Origin of the sequence: Vallitalea okinawensis (assembly GCF_002964605.1) — a bacterium.
GTDB lineage: Bacteria > Bacillota > Clostridia > Lachnospirales > PQDH01 > Vallitalea_A > Vallitalea_A okinawensis.
Genome location: NZ_PQDH01000001.1, coordinates 704,731 through 724,283, shown reverse-complemented (window position 1 = coordinate 724,283; position 19,553 = coordinate 704,731). Strand labels below are relative to the sequence as shown.

Sequence of the window (19,553 nt, the reverse complement as noted above, 5' to 3'; positions counted from 1 at the left end):
TTCTTTTTACAAAGAGAAAAGTGACATAAGTCACTTTTATACTAAAGGGATACGGATTGTAAAGGTAGTTCCTTGATTAACTACGCTATGGACATCGATTGAACCTGAATGGGCGTCTATAATTTGTTTAACAATAGATAAACCAAGTCCTGCACCACCAGTTTTTCTACTTCTCGAAGGATCTCCCCGATAAAATCTCTCAAAAATATTATTGAGATCTTTTTCTTTAATACCGATACCATTATCAGAAACTTTTATAATTATATGGGCATTTTCTTTATATAAATCAACACGAACATGACCATTGGTATCAGTAAATTTAAAAGCATTAGATAATAAATTGATCATAACTTGAGTGATTTTGTCTTTGTCAATTAAGGTAATTACCTGGTTATCAAGTTCAGACGTTATTTCAATTCCCTTATTTCTAAAACTAGGTTCAAATTGATGAATAACTTGATCAATAATTTTCTCTAATGGATAGAGCTCTTTTTTCAATTTCAATTCTGCTTGATCTAGATTGGTTAACTTTTCCAAATCCTTTACTAGATTAGTTAAACGATGAACTTCATTATAGCAGATTTCTAATCTATCCCCGGTTGGTTCCCACATGCCATCTATAAGTGCTTCGATATGATTTTGCAAGACGTTAAGGGGGGTTCTCAATTCATGAGAAATATCCGACGTTAGTCTTTTCCTAAGAGTTTCTTGTTGTTCTAAAGAACTAGCTAGATAATTAATGGATTGAGATAGTTCATATATTTCTTGTGTATTGGACTTTGTCTCAATACGAGCAGACAGATCACCTTTTCTTAAGACATCAGATACTTCTTTAATTTTTAATATAGGTTTTGAAAATTGCCTTGCAATGATTACTCCAATGATAATGGAAATACCTATGCCTATAACAGCTGTTAGTAGGATGCCTTGATATAAGGAATTTCTAAACTGAATATCTTCTTTTGAGAGTAATAGTGATCCGTATTGACCTATCTCAACATAGCCTTCTATTTCACCGCTAACTTCAATAGGGTAGGTTTTAGAAGTAAAATCACTATTATAGGTCCGTTGTTGCATCATCATACCATGCATCATACCCATACCCATCTGCTCTCTGTCCATTTTCCAAATAACTTGCATGTCTTCAGTGAATAAAGTAATGTAGTAATCTGACATCAGTGCATCATGCCATAAATTATTGATCACATCATTATTTATATTATGTTGCTTCCGGTATACTTCCTCGAGATAGTTGATGATTTCTTGATCCCGCTTAAGTTGATTTTCTTCCATATAACTTTGAAAAGAAGTATTAATAACGCGATTGGTTATGGTGAAAAATACAATAATTAATAATAAGGATGACAACACATAGAAAAGTGTAAACTTTCTATTTAAAGATATTTTCATAGTTGTTCACCTTCAAATCGATACCCCATACCAAAAACTGTACAAATATAGATGGGTTTCTTAGGGTCTTTCTCTATCTTCTTTCGTATGTTTTTTATATGGGCATCTATGGTACGATCATAGCCTTTGAATTCAAGTCCCATAACCTTGTCAATTAATTCTTCTCTACTGAAAACTTTATTAGGATGTCTTACAAATAACATAAGAAGTTTATATTCAAGAGCAGTTAGTGCAATGAATTGCTCATTTTTGTATACCTGTTGCTGAACAGCATCAATTTTTAAATCATTATTATTGAAGCTAATCATATCAAACAACGGTTCTGTACTTAAACTTCGTCTTAAAATAGTTCGAACACGAATCACTAGTTCTCGCGGGCTAAAAGGTTTGATTAGATAGTCATCAGCCCCAAGGCTTAAGCCAGTTATACGATCATCGACTGTGCTTTTAGCAGTAAGCATTAAAATAGGAACGTTGGACTTCCTTCGTATAGCTTGACATATCTCTTCACCTGATATGTCTGGTAGCATGAGATCTAAAACTATGATATCTGGATTATGCTCATTAAAGAGTGCCAAGCCATCATTCCCATTTATAGCTGTATAGACTTCATACCCTGCTTTTTCAATATAAACTTGTACAACATCTAAAACATTCTGTTCATCTTCTATAATCAATACCTTTTGCATTTAAATCACTCCTGAATATATTCTGTCACTTTTTGACTATTAAAATTATTACAATCAATTTTGAACGAAAGCTGATATAATAATATTATCATATCAGGAGGATTTGAAGAAGATATGAAGTTTATTCAGAATAAAAAAAGATTGCAGCAATAAATAATTACTTACAATCTTTTAATCCGTACTTAAAGATCATATCCACATTCAATCATCATGTAGTGCATTCTATATCCTAAGGAATTGTACAATGAAATGGCAGTAACATTATCTCCATAGACACTTAATGTGGCTAGAGCTTTTCCTTGCTTTTTTAGGTATTTTAATGCTTCAGTTATAACATACTTGGCAATACCTCTATTTCTCCATTCTGGTAATACAAAGATATCCTCACTTGTACTATGATCAGGTTCTATCATCCATGTCATGGTATTTCCAACTAATTGATCACCATAAAATGCTGAAAAGTTCTTCCACTCTGGTCCACATTTCATCCATCGTATATAGTTTAAACTCCATACAACTCCTGAGAATGCAATGGACGCAGCATTATAATAACGTTGTAATTCTTCTTCAGTAACCATATTATTTTCCTTAACAGTAATACCATCTGGTTGCGGTACATCAGGAATGTCCATAGTTAAGTCATATTTCATAACCAAAGAATTACTGTAGGTAGCAAAGCCATGAGCTAAGTAGAAATCCATTTCATCTAGTTCAGTAGAATCTATCCATGTGAATAATCTAATTTTTTTATCAGGATATTGTTGTCTTATTTCCTTTGCTCTGATAATGAGCTGTTTCAATATATTTCCTTTAATGCTTTCTGAGTTTGCATATTTTGGATTTAATGATATTCGAAGCAGTAACCTGTATATGAAGTCGGAGGATACATTTTCTTTTTCTATGAGATGCCAAGTTTCATGAGGTTCAATATGCCCGACACCTAAAATTTCCTCATCTGAATCTACAGCACAGAAAATATTGGATGGTAAAAAATCAGGATTATATTTATAGGATAGTTCTAATAGGTTATCAAATGTACCTATTTGTTCTGCGTCATTGGATACATAATTTCTTATCTGATAATGTGGAATCTTATTTAGACTCATTCAAGTCCCTCCTCAAATTGATTAATAATTTACATGCCATTTCATTTCTAAAAGATGTTAATAGTAACTCAGCGAAGGTCAGTAAATTATAAAGCTTATTATCTTTATATTAGGATTAATGTATTTAATATTCAATATAAAAAACGATTATATGGATTTTAGATTTTCCTTTTGTTAAATAAGGGCATAAAAATAACACCTATGATTCTAGGTGTATTAAGATTAATTCTTTATGTTATATCTCTCTAGTTCATACTTTCAACTATAAAGGATGCCTCTACCGAAGCGGGTATAACGATAGTAGCTAATTCAATATCTTCTAATGCCTCTACTTCAGTTATAATGATTTCATCTAAAATATTAATGATGCTTGATGTTTCAGTTATAGTAGCGGGGTCTGTGACCAGTCTTCCTTGCATATTATCTGCTATGATTTCAGCTTTGGCATATGCACTCTTAACAGCTTTATCCAGTGCTTCATAGTAATATTCGTCTACATTTTGTGTGGTTAAAATGATTTGGGTAACATTAACATCGTCAACTTGTATATTATAATAGAACTCACCAATGGTGGCTAAATCATAAAAAGTTATGGTCAAGAATGTGGTTGCTTGATATTCTAATATTTCTCCATCTTCATCGATTATGGGGGTTATGATTTGTTGCTGAGCTTCTATATCTTTAGATTGAACACCGAGTTTTTTGAGTAATTGTAAAATTTGATTTACTTTTTTGCTATTTATCATTTCTGTATTGGTTGGATCATTCCCAAGTGTAGTTACTTCAATTGTTAATACCGCGATATCAGGTGATGCAAATTCCGTACCTGTACCGACAACATTAATTGTAGTCTGATTTTGGCGATGCATAGATCTATACATACCACTAGGTCTAATATACATCTAACTCCCCCCTTCTATAGTTATGATATGTTGATAACAAAGTATCGTTACAAGATTAGAGGATGATTTTAATGAATTAAAAAAAGGGTTACATGTATATGCACCCTTTTCAATAGTTCGTTACTTTTGTACAGGCATCTGTATCTCCACAAGATAGTTATCTGGATTAGGTTCATTCCATTCGCCTTTAATAGATACTTGACGTACTTTTCCACAAGGCTTATACCCATTCTCTTCAATCCAGTTGGCTAAGAAATGAAAAGCACCATCAATATTTTCATAACGTCCTTTATACAATACAGTTGCCATACATGATACTGATGGTACCTCTCTAAAAACAAAGTTACCTTTGTTTTCTTGTAACCCTGCAACCGGCATTGCAACTTCGATATCTACATTCTTCTCTTTGTATTCGTCATCGTGATAAATTGCGAATGGTGCCCCATCAGGCTGTAATAGGTTATTTTGTGCAAACTCACCTAATGCTGCCCATAGATCAATTTCTTTGCTATAATCCTTAACTTGACTTCTTGTTGAAACGACTTTACAAGCAGGGATTTCTTTTAATATAACCTCATAATTCATTATTAACATCTCCTTACCAAAATTGGATATAATCTTATCGATATTCCACATTTTCATTTTTTCATTATTGATGTTTTCTTGGATTTCCAATTGCTTTCTTTTTAGTTCATCTAGAACATCTTGTTCATTTTCCATTTTTATTAATCTAGATATTTCTGCAATATTAAATCCTGCGTCTCTTAATGTTATAATTTTCGCAAGTTCTGTCATCTGACTCGCAGAATAGTAGCGATATCCTGAAAAATTATCAATTTTTATAGGCTTAAATAAGCCTACTTGATCATAATACCTTAGCATTCTAGTAGATACTTTCGTAAAGTTCGAGAATTCTCCTATTTTAAACAAATTATTACCTCCTTGTAAAGAGTAAATCCGGATTTAAATACATTATAAACCTTATCATCATGTTAAAGTCAATAATCATTTTATATAATTTTTACTAATTAATAATATATTTTAAACTAATCTAGTATTTGCTTTTGATTATTACTCAGAAATATGGAAATAAAAGGGTTCATCATAATTTAGCGATATTTATTGATAAGTTTGATATTTTAATGGACTATATTTTGTTAAAAAGCTTTACATAGGATAGATAATATAATAAAGTTATTATAAAAAAGAAATGACAACGATGGACATTTCGGGATGGAGAGGTTAACATGAAACTTAGAAGAGATTCCAATAATCCTATATTAGAACGTGATACTTTGGTAGGTTATGATACTTTATTTAATCCAGGAGTTTGTGATGTAGAAGATAAGGTCTACTTAATTGTCAGGGCTGCTAGAGATGGTAGAAAATTAGTTGCAGTTAGTGATAGGGCTTATATTTATTCTAATCAGATATGTGATCATCTGATCTTTATTAGTGATGATAATGGGAAGACATTTGATTTTACTGGCTGTAAGATGACTGGAAGTTCATCAACTTGGGTTGATGGTTATACAAATGAGGTATCTGTTCCAACATACTTTGGTCCTTTTGGTACTGAAGATCTACGTCTTTGTAAAGTTGGAAATCAATATATTGGTGTTGGTCATGTCATGACCCATACAGCCTACACAGGGGATCATAAAGCTGGAGGTCGAGTGGGGTTAGTTATTACAGAAGACTTTAAGCATTATAAGAGATATTTGATAGGTCCTTTACGAGAGGAAGGCGATAGAGATGCTTGGATAATGGAGCATAGTGGCAAGATAGCGTATTTTACAAGAATTAAGCCAGATGCAGCTGGAAGAAGAGAGATACAATATCCATCAATTCAGGTTATTCATTTTGATAGTCTTCAGGATTTGATAACAGCGCCACCAAGTTTTTGGCAAGATTATCTCGATCATATCGATGAATACACAATTTTAAAACCTACCTATGAATGGGAGGGAATACAAATTGGTGGTGGGCCTGTCTTAGAACATAAAGAGGGATATATTATGTTTTATCATGGTGTTGTTAAAGGAAAAAGTTATAACACCGGAGCAGCTTTGTTAGATAAAGAGACATTAAAGTGCATTAAGAAAACAAAAGAGCCTATTTTGGTTCCAGAAGAATGGTATGAAACAGGCGCATATGGTGGGGATACAAAAAATATAACATTTGCTTCTGGTGCTAGGTATGTAGCAGATAATCAAATAGAGATATATTATGGTGCAGCAGATTCTCATACTGCAAGAGCCTTTATTGATGACGTAGACGAATTTGTTAAGACAATGCCTGTATTTGTTTAGAATTAAAAACCTCCTTGGAGTGTTATTATGGCCAAGGAGGTTTTAATAATCTATGCAGATAGTTTACTACCATCTAAATTTAAACTAAAAAACCACCATCAACTACTAACTCAGTTCCTGTAATATAAGATGCTTCATCTGATAATAAAAAGCAGATAGCATTTGCAACTTCTTCTGGTTTTCCTAATCTTTTAATTGGTATTTGCTGTTTAAAGTTTTCTACAGCTTCAGGCTCTGTATCTAGTAGAGGAGTATCAATTACACCAGGTAATATAGTATTTACTCTAATGTTATTCTCAGCATAATCCAATGCAGCAGCTTTAGTCATACCATGACCACCATGTTTACTACTTGAGTATGCTAAATTAAAAGGCATACCTCTTCGCCCAAATACAGACGTTATATTGACTATAGATCCTGAACCATTTGCTGACATATAAGGAATTACTGCTTTCATAGAATAAAATATACCATCAAAACAAATACCTGTTACTCGATGATATTCATCAATTGATAGATCTCCAGCCTTAGCAAAATGTTGATTAACACCAGCGTTATTGACAGCTAAATCTACTTTACCATATGTTTCAACCGTCTTTTTAACAGCCTCTTTAATTTGCTCATAATCGGATACGTCTGCTGCAAGAGCTAGTGCTTCACCATTGAAAGCCTTTATTTTTTCAAGAACTTTTTCTAACTTAGATAGGGTACGACCAATAATAGTTACTGTTGCACCTTCTTGAGCTAATTGAATTGCAGTAGCTTCACCTATTCCTGATCCCGCACCAGTTATAAATGCAACTTTATTTTCAAACCTTCTCATTGAATTACTCCTTTTTTTAAAAATTTTTAAATAGCTATTTAATACCATAATGTTTAAGAACAGCAATGATTTGCTATTTCATTGTACTAAGCATAAATCTGTCAAACATTTTGTCAGAAAGAATTTTTCTAAAGAATAGCATCATACCTGAATTTGCTCCTACAGCATAACGAGATTTCGGATTATTAACTGTCACAGCTTTAACAATAGTTTTTCCGATCACACTTGGTTGTGAACCTTTACCATCATATCTTGCCATCATGTTAGCATGCTTCACAGTTAAATCCCCATAAGCTGTATTACCTGAAACCTCAAGTAATTTTTTCTGTGCAATACCACTCCATTCTGTTATAATAGCACCTGGTTCAATGATAATGACATCAATATTAAACTCTTTAAGTTCCATTCTCAGACTATCGCTTAAACCCTCAACAGCATATTTAGTTGCATGATACCAAGCGCCATGGGGCTCACCAAACTTACCACCAATAGAAGAGATATTAATGATTTTACCTGATTTATGTCTTCTCATTTGAGGCAATACAAGCTGAGTTAATCTTGCTAAACCAAAAATATTCACTTCAAATTGTCTCTTTGCCTCATCAAGAGATACATCTTCAAGAGCACCATATGAACCATAACCAGCATTATTAACAAGTACATCAATTCTTCCTTGGTCTTTTATAATGGTATTAATACAATTGACCATTGAATTATCATCAGTTACATCTAAATGAATTACCCTTGCACCTTTTCTCTTAAGTCCATTCATTCTTTCTAATCGTCTTGCTGCTGCATAGACTATATAGCCTGCATTCATTAATTGTTGTGCAGTGTCTTCACCAATTCCTGATGAAGCACCAGTAACTAAAGCAACTTTTTTCATATTAATTTACCTCCTAAATATTTTTTTGGATGGAACATTCAATCCAAATAGTATATTTTTAAACTCCTCACTATAAGTAAGGAGTCTACTTACGCTTTAATTGAATCCCAACATGAGTTGACGACATTTTGTATTTCTTGATCAGTGAGAGTAAATTTACCAACATTATGTCCTTTGGCTACAGACATCACTATACCATTAATTATCTGTATTAATAGCTCTATCCGATTAATCCTCACTAAGCGTTGTTCTTGTCCTTCTTTTAATAAAGAAAGTAACGCTTTGTAAAAACCATCATCATTCATACCTGCAATATCTACTGAATCGTAGTAGAAATAGCTATATTGTTCTATAAAATTCATTTCATCTAAATTATCTATACAGTAATTCAAGTATTTTCTTACAAACATTTCAAATCTAATTCGAATACTCACGTTATTATCATAATCAACCAAAACAAATCTACTAATTTTTTTACGCAAATCTTTATAAAGTTCTTTAATAAGGTCATCTTTACTAGAAAAATAATTGTATAATGTACCTGATCCGGCCTTAGATTCCTCTAGTATTTTAGCTAAAGTCAAATTTTCAAAACCATCTTTTATAATTAATTTTAAAGTAGCATTTAAAATATCATCTCGCTTACCCATGGATACCTCCTATTGGATTGATTAATCCAATGTTAACACGTCGATTATATTCTGTCAAGTTTTTTCATTTATTCACATTGGAGAATCATCTTCATTATGAATAATGTGATATGGAGTATGAATGAAAGGTTACTAGTTAGAGTTTTGCATAATTTTATAGATAATTAACATCTTTTTTAAGGTTCAACACTCCTAATAGCATATATACTTAATATGTTATTAGGAGTGATTTTTATAAGCTGTTTTTTAGGAGGTATAACTATGAATATTACAAAGATTAATGCGAGTAGTGGTAAGCATTATGGCATGGGAAATTTGAAAAGGAGTGACCACCAATATCAGGATAGGTTATATCAATTTAACTATGTCCCAGAGGAATTAAAAGGGTGTGTACATATTAAAACACATGGTAATGATAAACTAATTAGTGAAGATCATGAATGTTTTTCTTTTGAGACAGATGAAGCTGTTGAAGTTTACATACTTTATCCAGATAAACAGCCTTATCTACCTCAATGGCTTGAAGGTTATGAAAGAATGAGGATGAATGTTACAAGAATTGACTCTATAGCAGACAATTTAAAAGGATATTTTAGTCTTTATAAAAAAGTTTTTCCAAAAGGAAAGATAGTTTTGTATGGCTGTTCTCCTAACAAGATGTTATTAGAAGAATGGTATGTTGAATCAAATGGAGCAAACTACTGCATGTACAGTGTTTGTTTAAAACCGCATAACTAATGTATTCTATAGCAGCTTGCTATAGAATACTAGCCATCATTGGATAATCATCTTCATTAACGCCACCGGTGATGGCTTTAAGACCGCTGTTAACAAAACATGCCCTGACAACAGACTTAGAGCCGAAACGCCTTCTTATGTCATCAACTGCCTTATCCATAGCTTTAAGTTTCTGAATGTTTTTATCATCATAAAGGGAAACCTGAACAAAGTCATTATCAACTAATTCAGAAACACGAACCCGAAGCTTTCTAATGGGAGTACCATCCCAAAGTTCATCAAATAATTCTTTGGCTATTTCATAGATTTTCGTAGTGGAATCTGTACAGCTCATTATTTTTCTTTGATGGGATGCATGTGTAAACTCGTTGGTTGTAATACTGACAGATACAAGACCAGCACATTTATCTGCTTCTCTTAATCGCGTTCCAACGCTTTCTGTTAAGGACAATAACACTTTATAGGCTATTTCTGGTTTATCAACATCAAATGCAATAGTTGTACCGTTACCAATCCCCTTCATAAATTCATAGTTCGACTTTCGAACAATAGAATCTTCGATGCCGTTTGCGTAATTCCATACCAGTAACCCATGACTCTTAAGATGAGCATAAAGGAGGTCCTTATCTGATTTAGCTAGATCACCAATGGTATAAATCCCCAATTTAAACAATTTAGATGTTGTAGCTCTTCCTACCATGAACAAATCATTAACAGCCAAAGGCCACATTTTCTTTTCAATCTCCTCTGGATATAAGGTATGGACCCTATTGGGTTTCTTGAAATCTGATGCCATTTTAGCCAGTAATTTATTATTCGATACCCCCACATTAACTGTAAATCCAAGTTCATTATAAATTCTATCTTTAATGGAATAGGCCAATTGAATAGGATCGCTACCAGATAAGTGGAGTGAGTTTGTTACATCAACAAAACTTTCATCCACACTAAAGCGTTGAACCTGATCACTATACTCCTTTAAAATGCTAACCATCGCATCCGAAGATTTCATGTACAGATTATAATTAGGAGGTACATTAACTAATATAGGGCATTTGCTAAAAGCTTCTCTAACACTTTCGCCAGTTCTAATTTTATATTTTTTAGCAGGAATAGATTTAGCCAAAACAATACCGTGCCTATTTTCTTCATTTCCTCCAACAATGGAAGGAATATTTCTTAAATCAATTTCGCTACCCTGCTGCAAACGATAAACAGCTTCCCATGATAGATAGGCTGAATTACAATCAATGTGATAAATGATTTTATCTTTCATACTAACACCTCTACTTCTATTATATGCGAACTAGTGTTTGGTGTAAACAGGAAAAATAATCATTAGAGTTGTATAAAGAAATTTGGGCACAAACTGAATATGAAATTAAAGTTTTAAGTATAGTGAATTTTTAGAATTTATAGTATAGTATTAAGTAGTGATAAAGGTTTAGTTTACTCATAGGTAGCCGACAAATGCAACATAGATGGCTTTTTGGGAATTATATAGGAGTTTGTTTTATTGGAGATATCGTAGTTATCTAGGCTTACATATGCTGAAATGTCTCTTGATGTTTATAAAATATTTGAGATTTATTGGGAGGGCTAATGATATGAAATTTGAATTTGTTCCAATGACTTTAGATTATGCTGATTTAATCAAAAAGTGGAAATATACAGGTTATGTAAAAAGTATTTATATGGAACCATATTTTGATACTTTTAACGAAACTGGTAAGATGAGAGGTCCAGGAGGGTGTGAAGGTTTTGTGGTATTAAATCAAAGTAGATTAGTTGGATTATTTGAGTATTATTTTATAGATGAAATTATGGAGATTGGACTTGCATTAAAACCTGAACTTACAGGTAAAGGATATGGAAAAGACTTTGTACATCAAGGAATTAAATTTGGGATAAAGAATTTTGAATATAAAAGAAAATATATTAAATTAACAGTAAATATTCTTAACAAACCAGCTATAAAAGTTTATGAAAAAGTAGGCTTTGAGGAACACAAGCGCAATGAAGGTGAGATTGAAATGAGGAAATACCTCACTTAATACTTATTTGTAAAAAAGATACTAAGTAGCACCTAATATTTATTTTATATGGTTTTCATTGTTTAATAGGACCTATAATAAGAAGTAATATAAATGTGCTTCTAAGTTCTAATAGAATGAATAATTGTTTAATGGATTATTTTTAGCATATGAGGGAGGGATACCTTAATGATGAAGCCAAAGAGATTAAAAAAAGGTGATAAAATTTCTATCGTTAGTCTTTCATGGGGAGGATTAGGTGACGAGGATTTTATTCATAAGTTTAATATTGCAAAAGACAGATTGGAACATGAATTTGGTTTAGAAGTAGTTTGTATGCCACATGCCTTAAAAGGTAGTGACTTCGTATCACAACATCCTGAACTAAGAGCTAAGGATTTAATGGATGCATTTTTAGATGAATCAATTTCAGCTATTTTCTGTGCCATAGGTGGTGACGATACAATACGCATACTGCCATATATAAATTTCGAAACCATAAGAAACAATCCTAAAATATTTATGGGTTATTCTGATAGTACCATTAATCACTTTATGATGTACAAGGCAGGACTTGTTTCATTTTATGGGCCTTCTATAATGTGTGAGTTTGGTGAATATGTGAAAATGTTTGATTATACCAAGAAAGCTGTTAATGATATATTATTTGATGACTGGAATGAGTACTCACTAAATCCAAGTTCACAGTGGACAGATGATTATATTTATTGGCAGGAAAGTAATATGAATACACCTCATTCAATGAAAAAAGATACACATGGATACGAAATAATCAACGGTGTAGGAACTGTAAAAGGTCATTTGCTTGGTGGCTGTATTGATGTGTTTATGATGGCTAATGGGACTAAAATATGGCCTACTTTAGATGAATGGTCAAATTCAATTTTATTTATTGAAACGAGTGAGGATAAACCATCTCCAGATTTTATAAAATGGACGTTTAGAAACCTAGCTGCACAAGGAATTTTAAATGTAATAAATGGTATTATTGTGGGTAAGCCACAAGGTGAAAAATATTATGAAGAATATAAATCTGCAATAAATCAGGTTGTTGCCAATGAAGAAAAATTAACCAATTTGCCAATATTTTATAATGTGAATTTTGGACATGCTAAGCCCATTGGAATAATCCCATATGGTATCACTGCAGAATTAAACTGCATAAATAAGACAATTACTTATTTGGAAACACCAACAACTAAATAAAGAAAAATAATAGTTATAGATTAGTTGGATTTGGGTATGAAGGAGGAGTTTTATGGATAATCAATATCCAATGGTGTATGTTAATAAAATGGCTAAGGAAATGGATAAAGTAGTGGGTGAAAAACTTAGAAATGAAATATTAAAAGGTTGTGAAAACTTAACTTCAAAAGATAATAAAGAAAAAAGAGCAGATGCAATGAAATGTGTAATGAGTAATATGGAACTACTTTTAGAAGAAAAAGATATCATTCAAATTAGGGAAGAGTGTGCATGTAAACCACAAAAATTCATTAAAGTAGTAAATAAAATTAAATCTGATACAATTAACTATAATGAAAGACTTAAGAAACTTCAAGACACTGGTTTTGCAGGAGCGGTCACTAAAGAGAATGAAAATACATTTAGAGTAGAGTTTCGCACTAACTACTGTTTCTGTGGTATGGTAGGGAAAAGTAAAACTAATATACCTTTATCATGGTGTCATTGTTGCAAAGAACATATAAAGTGGTTATATGAAAAAACATTAGAAAGGGAATTTAGTGTGGGGTTAGTAACATCTATCATTGCAGGTGGAGAAGATTGTGTTTTTATGATGAGTCAGAAATAATGAAAGTTTAAATAGTCATTTCAAAGAACGGTTCTTTCATTGAAAATAGTTTAGAATTGAGGGAAATAATGAAAAAAATAAGAGTATTATATGTTCTATTTAGTACGATTATAATAATTGCATTAAGCATAATATTAGTAGATAATTATAAAATTATCAGCCAGCTTGAAAAAGAAAATACTTTATTTGAAGAAGAGTTACTTGAGGTTAAGAAAGACAATGCCAAAAGACTGGATGAAAAGCAAGAGATAATAAAGGATCTAGAAGATGCTTCTAAAACATATAAAAAGAAAGAAAATCTACAAATGAACTTGGATAGAGTTTTTCCAAGTATAAGTAGTTTTGTGTCAGAATTTTATATGTTTAAGAATGAAGGAGATATTGATAAGATTAATTCATTACTAGAAGGTGACCTTGTAGTTTATGAAGATGAAGATATAATATTGAAGAAAAATGAGACAGAGGAATATATACTATTTGATAGGACAAGAGGTTTTGAATATAGAAGAATGGCTATATTAGGGATAGGTTATATTGAGGATGAAGATGCTTATTCTATACATACTCAGCAATTCATATATTATGAAGATGGAAGCCCATTTGAGCATGCTTCATTTATTAATTTTATTATCAAGTGGAAGTCAGATGGTGGTGGTTGGAGCATTATTGATATATCATTTGATATATAAGTCAGTTAATGCTTTAGGGTTTCTGACCTGTTTATTATCGTTTACCACACACATTTCTCTGACGGTTTTCTACGTTAAAAGACGCATATGTTGGTCTGTCGTATCAGGTGGTACGGCGGATTTATACTTTCGCCCTGTTATGGGGGTGGAAGTTTTTTTATTTAAAAAAAGGACCCAAATACTTCGACGTTCCTAAAATTATTGAAGTGCTATCAAACATTATAATTAACTTTAGATAAGTGAATTATTGCCATGTATTTGGCTAAAGAATGCTAAAGTATAGCATTCTTATATGAGACTTCTCATATGATTAAAAGGAGGAGACTAGGTAGATGGAGGGGTAACTTGAGAGAAGAAAACTCAAATGAAATTATTAAATGTCATGATATCATAACTTCTGAGGAGTATATAGACATCTACCATCGAGTATCTATTGATAGCGATATTGAAGCGGTCGCAAAAGAAGTCAACGCTGAATGCCCTCAACACGTACTTGAGGATTACGTGTTATTTCACATTAAAATGGACCAAGAGGATTGTGAAGAATTTTACTTTAATAGTGAATTCTCTTTATTACCCAACTTATTTGGTTTAACCAGTACGAGTAGCATAGAAGCAGCAGGTATAGGACCAGTACTTAATAGTAAAGCTCTCAATATATCAGGTAATGGTGTGCTTGTTGGCATAATTGACACAGGTATTGATTACAGGCATGAAGCTTTTATATATGAGAATGGTACAAGTAAAATATTGAGTATTTGGGATCAGACAATTGGAGGAAATCCACCTGAAGGATTTTTATACGGTTCTGAATATACCAATGAAGTTATCAATAAAGCTATAAATTCAGAAGACTCCTTATCCATTGTACCTAGTATTGATGAAATAGGACATGGAACATTTATGGCTGGCTTATCAACAGGGCGACCTAATAGAAAAGAAGCTTTCCAAGGAGCAGCTCCTGATGCAGAATTAATTATTGTCAAGTTAAAACAAGCTAAAAAGTGTTTGAAGGATTTTTTATTTGTGAAGGAAGATGCGGTTGCTTATCAAACCAGTGACATTTACCAAGGCATCGATTATGTTTTTCAAAAATCAAAAGAATTAGATAGACCCATCGTTATTTTATTGACTCTTGCATCTTCAGATGGAGCACACGATGGAACATTTGAATTAGAGGAGATGTTAGCTGAGTATGGGAAATTTAATGGTGTAGCTACCGTTTTGGCAGCAGGAAATGAAGCCAACTCAGCACATCATTACCATGGTGTTTTTAAGGAAAACCAGGATAAAATAGATGTTCAACTCAATGTAGCTGAGAATGAAAAAGGTGTTTATTTAAACATGTGGTGTCCTCTTCCTGATATTGTCACCATAGAGCTGATTTCACCAAGTGGAAATACCACAGGGAAAATACCCTTTAAGTCTGGGAAGTGGAATAAAACTAATTTTCCCATTGAGTCATCTATTGTAAATGTTCTATATCAATATACTGTAGAAAGAACAGAAGAGGAGAATATATCTATTTTAATAAAAGATCCATTACCTGGATTATGGACCATTGTTGTATATTCCGCTCTTATCATTAGAGGAGAATTTGATATTTATTTACCTATCAATGAATTTATCCATAAAAACACTATTTTCATGAGCCCTAATCCCAATGAAACCATTGTTATACCCGGAACCAATACTGGTAACATAACTGTAGGAGGCTATAATGAAGTTATCAATAGCTTATACCTACCTTCAGGACGCGGTTATACAAGAGTAGGTCGAATAAAACCTGACATTGTAGCCCCCTGTGTAAATGTTATAGGTCCATATCCGAGAAATACCTATGGTACTATGTCTGGAACCAGTGTGGGGGCTGCTATTACAGCAGGAGCTAGTGCGCTTTTATTAGAATGGGGTCTATTAAGGGGAAATGAGCCATTCTTAAATACTATAGGTATAAAGAACTATCTAGCTAGAGGGGCGCGAAGAAGAAAAGGAATAAAATATCCTAATCGGGAATGGGGCTATGGGGAATTAGATCTTATTAACACGTTTAAGATCATTTAATATGACCTACCATTTCGCGTTATAAAGCTGTATAATAAAGCTATTAACAAATGTATTTGAAGATAAAGAAAGAAGTTACATAGAAAGTACCTTAGGATAAGTTTTGGAGGGCGAGTAATGAAAGTTGATCGTTTGCTAAGTATTTTAATGATGCTTGTGAATAAAAAGAAGATAACTGCCAAGGAGCTAGCTGATTATTTTGAAGTATCTGTTAGAACAATACAGCGGGATATGGATACATTGAATATGGCTGGCGTACCAATATATGCTGATGTAGGTAAAAACGGAGGCTATCAACTTCTTGATAATTATAAATTGAATAAAAGCTTTCTCAATGTCAATGAAGCAAAAGTGTTAATTGCATTTTTAGAGAGTTTAGAACAGACAGTACCTTATTCAGAAGTCAAATCCATTTTCAATAAATTTTCAACGGTACTGCCAGATGAGATAGATGATCATAAAATTGTGATCAAATTGAATCCATTAATCAATGAGAAGAACTTTAAAGAGCATATCAATATCCTATCAAATGCAAGAGATCATTTTCAAAAAGTTCATATCAAGTATATGGATATTAATTTTAGGGAAACAAGTAGAATCATATGTCCGTACTCCTTAGTTATGATGGGCTCAGCATGGTATATCTATGGGTACTGTGCTCTTCGTGAGGACTTTAGGATATTTAAGTTGAGCAGAATTGTTTCATGTGAGATGCTGAGTGAGAAGTTTGAAGTTAAAGAATTACCAGAGACTTTGCCATGGGACAATAATTTAGATTCAAGAAGAGAGAGTACAAAAATTATTTTAGAAGTGGATAAAGTCCTCCAGGGTAAGCTACCGGATTATTTTGATTATGAGGACTGCAAAATTGAAGAAGATAAAATAATGGTTACTCTTAATTTCCCTGTTGATGAATGGTTATACTCCCTTTTATTTGGTTTGGTACCATACGTTAAGATTTTAGAACCAGCGTGGTTAAGAGAAGAATTTGTGAGAAGACTTCAAATATCTATAGAAAAAAATATTCTATGACATAATGTTGTCGTAATATATCCTTCATAATGGTTATATCAACTGGATGAAAAAATCATCAAGTATGTATCGATTTTAAGGAGGAATATAATATGAATATTTGCCAAAGCTGTGGAATGCCAATGGAGAAGGAAGAATTATATGGAAAGAACAAAGATGGATCAGTGAACAAAGAATACTGCATTTACTGTTATCCTAATGGCGAGTTCAATAAACCAGATGAGACTTTTGAAGAAATGGTAGAAACATGTGTACCTTTCATGATGAAAGAAGGTTATACAGAAGAGCAAGCAAGAGAATATCTTAATAATAATTTAAGAAATCTAAAGCGATGGGCATAAAATCCCTTGAAACAGGCTGTTACAAACAAGTTAACAGTCTGTTTTTGTATCTTAGTTTCTTTGACCAATAAGTGAAATGAGTGTATGATAAAAGTATAGATACGTAGTACACTTATAGATTTCTATAGAGAGTATTAATTCACGGAGGTGAAGGAATTGAAGATCAATCAAGTGGTGAAAAGTATATTAAAGGGAATAAAAAATAGTATAAGAAGATTCCCACAGGCAATAGGTATTTCAGCAGTTTGTGTCATCTTACTTATTGTCATTGGTGAGCTAACAAATGCATCAGAAAGTGAAGAGCTCATTGAAAGCATAGGAAAAATAACAATGGTTCTAGCTATGGGGATACCCGTATCATTATGTATTAACCTTTATTTCGAAAGGTTGAAGGATTATAAAAAATATTACTTCTATAGTGTATATGGTGCTGGGGCTATATTACTGGTTATTTACTATTTCCTTTACTTAAAAGATTTTGAGATGGTTACAATAACACGATATATAGGTACGAGTTTAGTTCTGTATTTGATATTTCTTTTTATATCCTATTTACCTAATAAGGATAACTACGAGGCTTATGTCATTAAGGTATTCAGCAGATTATTGACAACAGTTCTGTACTCAGTTGTTTTATACCTAGGTATAGCGGCTATTTTAGCTACTACAGAGTTGCTTCTTGAGGTCAATATTCAGGGTAGGCTTTATTATTACAGTTGGCTTGTTATCATTGGTGTATTTGCTCCATCATTTTTGCTTGCTGAGATACCAGTGAGAGAAGATGTATTGAGTGTAAAAGATTACTCCAAACTCCTTAAAGTACTAGTACTTTATATCATCATTCCTTTAATTTCAGTATATACATTGATACTCTATATATACTTTGGTAAAGTGATTATTACGAGTCAATGGCCAGAAGGACTTGTTTCTCACTTAGTACTCTGGTATTCAGTCATTAGTGCTGCGGTATTATTTTTCATAACACCTATGGTAAGAGAGATTAAGTGGGTTGAAAGATATATGAAGATTTATCCAAAAGTTTTGTTACCGCTGATAGCTCTAATGTTCGTTTCAATTGGAATTAGAATTAATGCTTATGGTGTAACTGAAAATAGATATTATGTAGTAGCACTTGGTATTTGGGTTCTGATCGTCATGAGTTATTTTTCCTTTGTAAAAAGCAAAAAAAATATAATAATACCTATTTCACTAGCGATCATAACTTTTATATCGGTATTTGGACCAATAAGTAGTTATTCACTGTCAAAATACAGTCAGAATAAAAGATTTGAACAGGTGCTTATGAAAAATGCTATGTTTGTGGACAATAAGGCTATAAAAGCTACTGCCAATGTGTCTGAAGAAGATGCTAGAACCATCAGTAGCATACTGAATTATTTTGATTACAATCATAGCTTAGAAGATATTAAGACCTTACCAGAAGGATTTCAGATGAATGATATGGAAAAGGTTTTAGGTGTAGAGTATATCGATAAGTATTATAATACAACAGATTATTTTTATTTTAGTACCAATGAGGATGCAAAGATAGTAGACATCAAAGAATATGATTACATGTTCAGTTATACTAATCGGAATCTAGAAGCCTTAAGTGAAGCTCCTTTAGCTATTAAATTTAATGACGAATCAGGTAACCTTGAAATTATGCAAAATGGAGAAGAAATATATAGTAAAGATTTTAAGATTTTTATAAATAATTTGCTGAAAGAATACGATGCAACACATAAAAACGATTTACCCATAGAAATCATGTCATATGAAGAAGAAACGGATGCCATAAAGGTAAGAGTTGAATTTGATAATATTTCAGGAGAGAGAAATGTATCAACAGGGGAGATCGAGTATTCAAGATATTCTTTCGATGTATTTTTTACAGTAAAATAGTAAGTAAGAATAAACCATCTTAATTAAAAAATAAGATGGTTTTATTTATTATCTATTTTTAAACATTAGGTATTATAGATAGTTATTATTGTTATAATTTAAAATAGAAGTTGACAAATAAAATGAGGTTTGATATTAT

The 19,553-nt window shown here is 32.2% G+C and carries 19 protein-coding genes; 10 read left to right on the top strand and 9 right to left on the bottom strand.

Features of this window, described 5'->3' with window-relative positions; genetic code table 11:
- Positions 1-36 precede the first annotated feature (36 nt).
- The 5 genes from C1Y58_RS03380 to C1Y58_RS03360 form a co-directional block, all read right to left on the bottom strand.
- Positions 37-1,410, bottom strand: coding sequence for a sensor histidine kinase (locus C1Y58_RS03380; protein WP_207655696.1), 1,374 nt, complete (start codon positions 1,408-1,410; stop codon positions 37-39).
- Complete coding sequence (locus C1Y58_RS03375) at positions 1,407-2,099, bottom strand: response regulator transcription factor (RefSeq protein WP_105614567.1); 693 nt, start codon at positions 2,097-2,099, stop codon at positions 1,407-1,409. The genes C1Y58_RS03380 and C1Y58_RS03375 overlap by 4 nt, the downstream gene beginning before the upstream one ends.
- 182 nt (positions 2,100-2,281) lie before the next feature.
- Positions 2,282-3,205, bottom strand: coding sequence for a GNAT family N-acetyltransferase (locus tag C1Y58_RS03370; RefSeq protein WP_105614566.1), 924 nt, complete (start codon positions 3,203-3,205; stop codon positions 2,282-2,284).
- A 245-nt stretch (positions 3,206-3,450) separates the two neighbouring features.
- The gene (locus C1Y58_RS03365; protein WP_105614565.1) at positions 3,451-4,107 is read right to left on the bottom strand and encodes an SIMPL domain-containing protein; all 657 of its coding nucleotides are present in this window, start codon (positions 4,105-4,107) and stop codon (positions 3,451-3,453) included.
- 120 nt (positions 4,108-4,227) lie between these two features.
- Positions 4,228-5,037, bottom strand: a complete 810-nt coding sequence (locus C1Y58_RS03360; protein ID WP_105614564.1) for a MerR family transcriptional regulator — start codon at positions 5,035-5,037, stop codon at positions 4,228-4,230.
- A gap of 317 nt (positions 5,038-5,354) precedes the next feature.
- On the opposite strand from C1Y58_RS03360, the gene C1Y58_RS03355 reads away from it, so the two are divergent.
- Positions 5,355-6,419, top strand: coding sequence for a glycoside hydrolase family 130 protein (locus C1Y58_RS03355; RefSeq protein ID WP_105614563.1), 1,065 nt, complete (start codon positions 5,355-5,357; stop codon positions 6,417-6,419).
- Positions 6,420-6,498: 79 nt separating this feature from the next.
- Here C1Y58_RS03355 and C1Y58_RS03350 read toward each other — a convergent pair whose 3' ends face one another.
- The 3 genes from C1Y58_RS03350 to C1Y58_RS03340 all read right to left on the bottom strand — a co-directional run bounded on the left by C1Y58_RS03350 (position 6,499) and on the right by C1Y58_RS03340 (position 8,778).
- Complete coding sequence (locus C1Y58_RS03350; RefSeq protein ID WP_157949926.1) at positions 6,499-7,242, bottom strand: SDR family NAD(P)-dependent oxidoreductase; 744 nt, start codon at positions 7,240-7,242, stop codon at positions 6,499-6,501.
- A 73-nt stretch (positions 7,243-7,315) separates the two neighbouring features.
- Positions 7,316-8,128: an oxidoreductase gene (locus tag C1Y58_RS03345; RefSeq protein ID WP_105614561.1), complete on the bottom strand. Its 813-nt coding sequence runs from the start codon at positions 8,126-8,128 to the stop codon at positions 7,316-7,318.
- Positions 8,129-8,217: 89 nt separating this feature from the next.
- On the bottom strand, positions 8,218-8,778 hold the full coding sequence (locus C1Y58_RS03340) for a TetR/AcrR family transcriptional regulator (RefSeq protein ID WP_105614560.1): 561 nt from the start codon (positions 8,776-8,778) through the stop codon (positions 8,218-8,220).
- A 261-nt stretch (positions 8,779-9,039) separates the two neighbouring features.
- On the opposite strand from C1Y58_RS03340, the gene C1Y58_RS03335 reads away from it, so the two are divergent.
- Positions 9,040-9,516: a hypothetical protein gene (locus C1Y58_RS03335; RefSeq protein ID WP_105614559.1), complete on the top strand. Its 477-nt coding sequence runs from the start codon at positions 9,040-9,042 to the stop codon at positions 9,514-9,516.
- 19 nt (positions 9,517-9,535) lie between these two features.
- Here the strand turns inward: C1Y58_RS03335 and C1Y58_RS03330 are convergent, their stop codons facing one another.
- The gene (locus C1Y58_RS03330; protein WP_105614558.1) at positions 9,536-10,792 is read right to left on the bottom strand and encodes a DNA polymerase Y family protein; all 1,257 of its coding nucleotides are present in this window, start codon (positions 10,790-10,792) and stop codon (positions 9,536-9,538) included.
- Between the two features lie 331 nt (positions 10,793-11,123).
- Between C1Y58_RS03330 and C1Y58_RS03325 the strand changes: the two genes are divergently transcribed.
- From C1Y58_RS03325 to C1Y58_RS03290, 8 genes are all read left to right on the top strand, one after another.
- The gene (locus C1Y58_RS03325) at positions 11,124-11,570 is read left to right on the top strand and encodes a GNAT family N-acetyltransferase (protein WP_157949925.1); all 447 of its coding nucleotides are present in this window, start codon (positions 11,124-11,126) and stop codon (positions 11,568-11,570) included.
- Between the two features lie 168 nt (positions 11,571-11,738).
- Positions 11,739-12,776 carry a S66 family peptidase gene (locus C1Y58_RS03320; protein ID WP_105614556.1) on the top strand — a complete coding sequence of 346 codons (1,038 nt, stop codon included), beginning with the start codon at positions 11,739-11,741 and terminating at the stop codon, positions 12,774-12,776.
- Positions 12,777-12,828: 52 nt separating this feature from the next.
- Complete coding sequence (locus C1Y58_RS03315) at positions 12,829-13,383, top strand: DUF6144 family protein (protein WP_105614555.1); 555 nt, start codon at positions 12,829-12,831, stop codon at positions 13,381-13,383.
- Between the two features lie 68 nt (positions 13,384-13,451).
- A complete protein-coding gene (locus C1Y58_RS03310; RefSeq protein WP_105614554.1) occupies positions 13,452-14,072 on the top strand; it encodes a hypothetical protein in 621 nt (206 codons plus the stop codon).
- Positions 14,073-14,417: 345 nt separating this feature from the next.
- Positions 14,418-16,136, top strand: a complete 1,719-nt coding sequence (locus C1Y58_RS03305) for a S8 family peptidase (protein WP_170311501.1) — start codon at positions 14,418-14,420, stop codon at positions 16,134-16,136.
- A 117-nt stretch (positions 16,137-16,253) separates the two neighbouring features.
- The gene (locus tag C1Y58_RS03300; RefSeq protein WP_105614552.1) at positions 16,254-17,168 is read left to right on the top strand and encodes a helix-turn-helix transcriptional regulator; all 915 of its coding nucleotides are present in this window, start codon (positions 16,254-16,256) and stop codon (positions 17,166-17,168) included.
- Positions 17,169-17,260: 92 nt separating this feature from the next.
- On the top strand, positions 17,261-17,509 hold the full coding sequence (locus tag C1Y58_RS03295) for a zinc ribbon domain-containing protein (RefSeq protein ID WP_105614551.1): 249 nt from the start codon (positions 17,261-17,263) through the stop codon (positions 17,507-17,509).
- 156 nt (positions 17,510-17,665) lie between these two features.
- The gene (locus tag C1Y58_RS03290; RefSeq protein WP_105614550.1) at positions 17,666-19,414 is read left to right on the top strand and encodes a DUF4153 domain-containing protein; all 1,749 of its coding nucleotides are present in this window, start codon (positions 17,666-17,668) and stop codon (positions 19,412-19,414) included.
- Positions 19,415-19,553 lie beyond the last annotated feature (139 nt).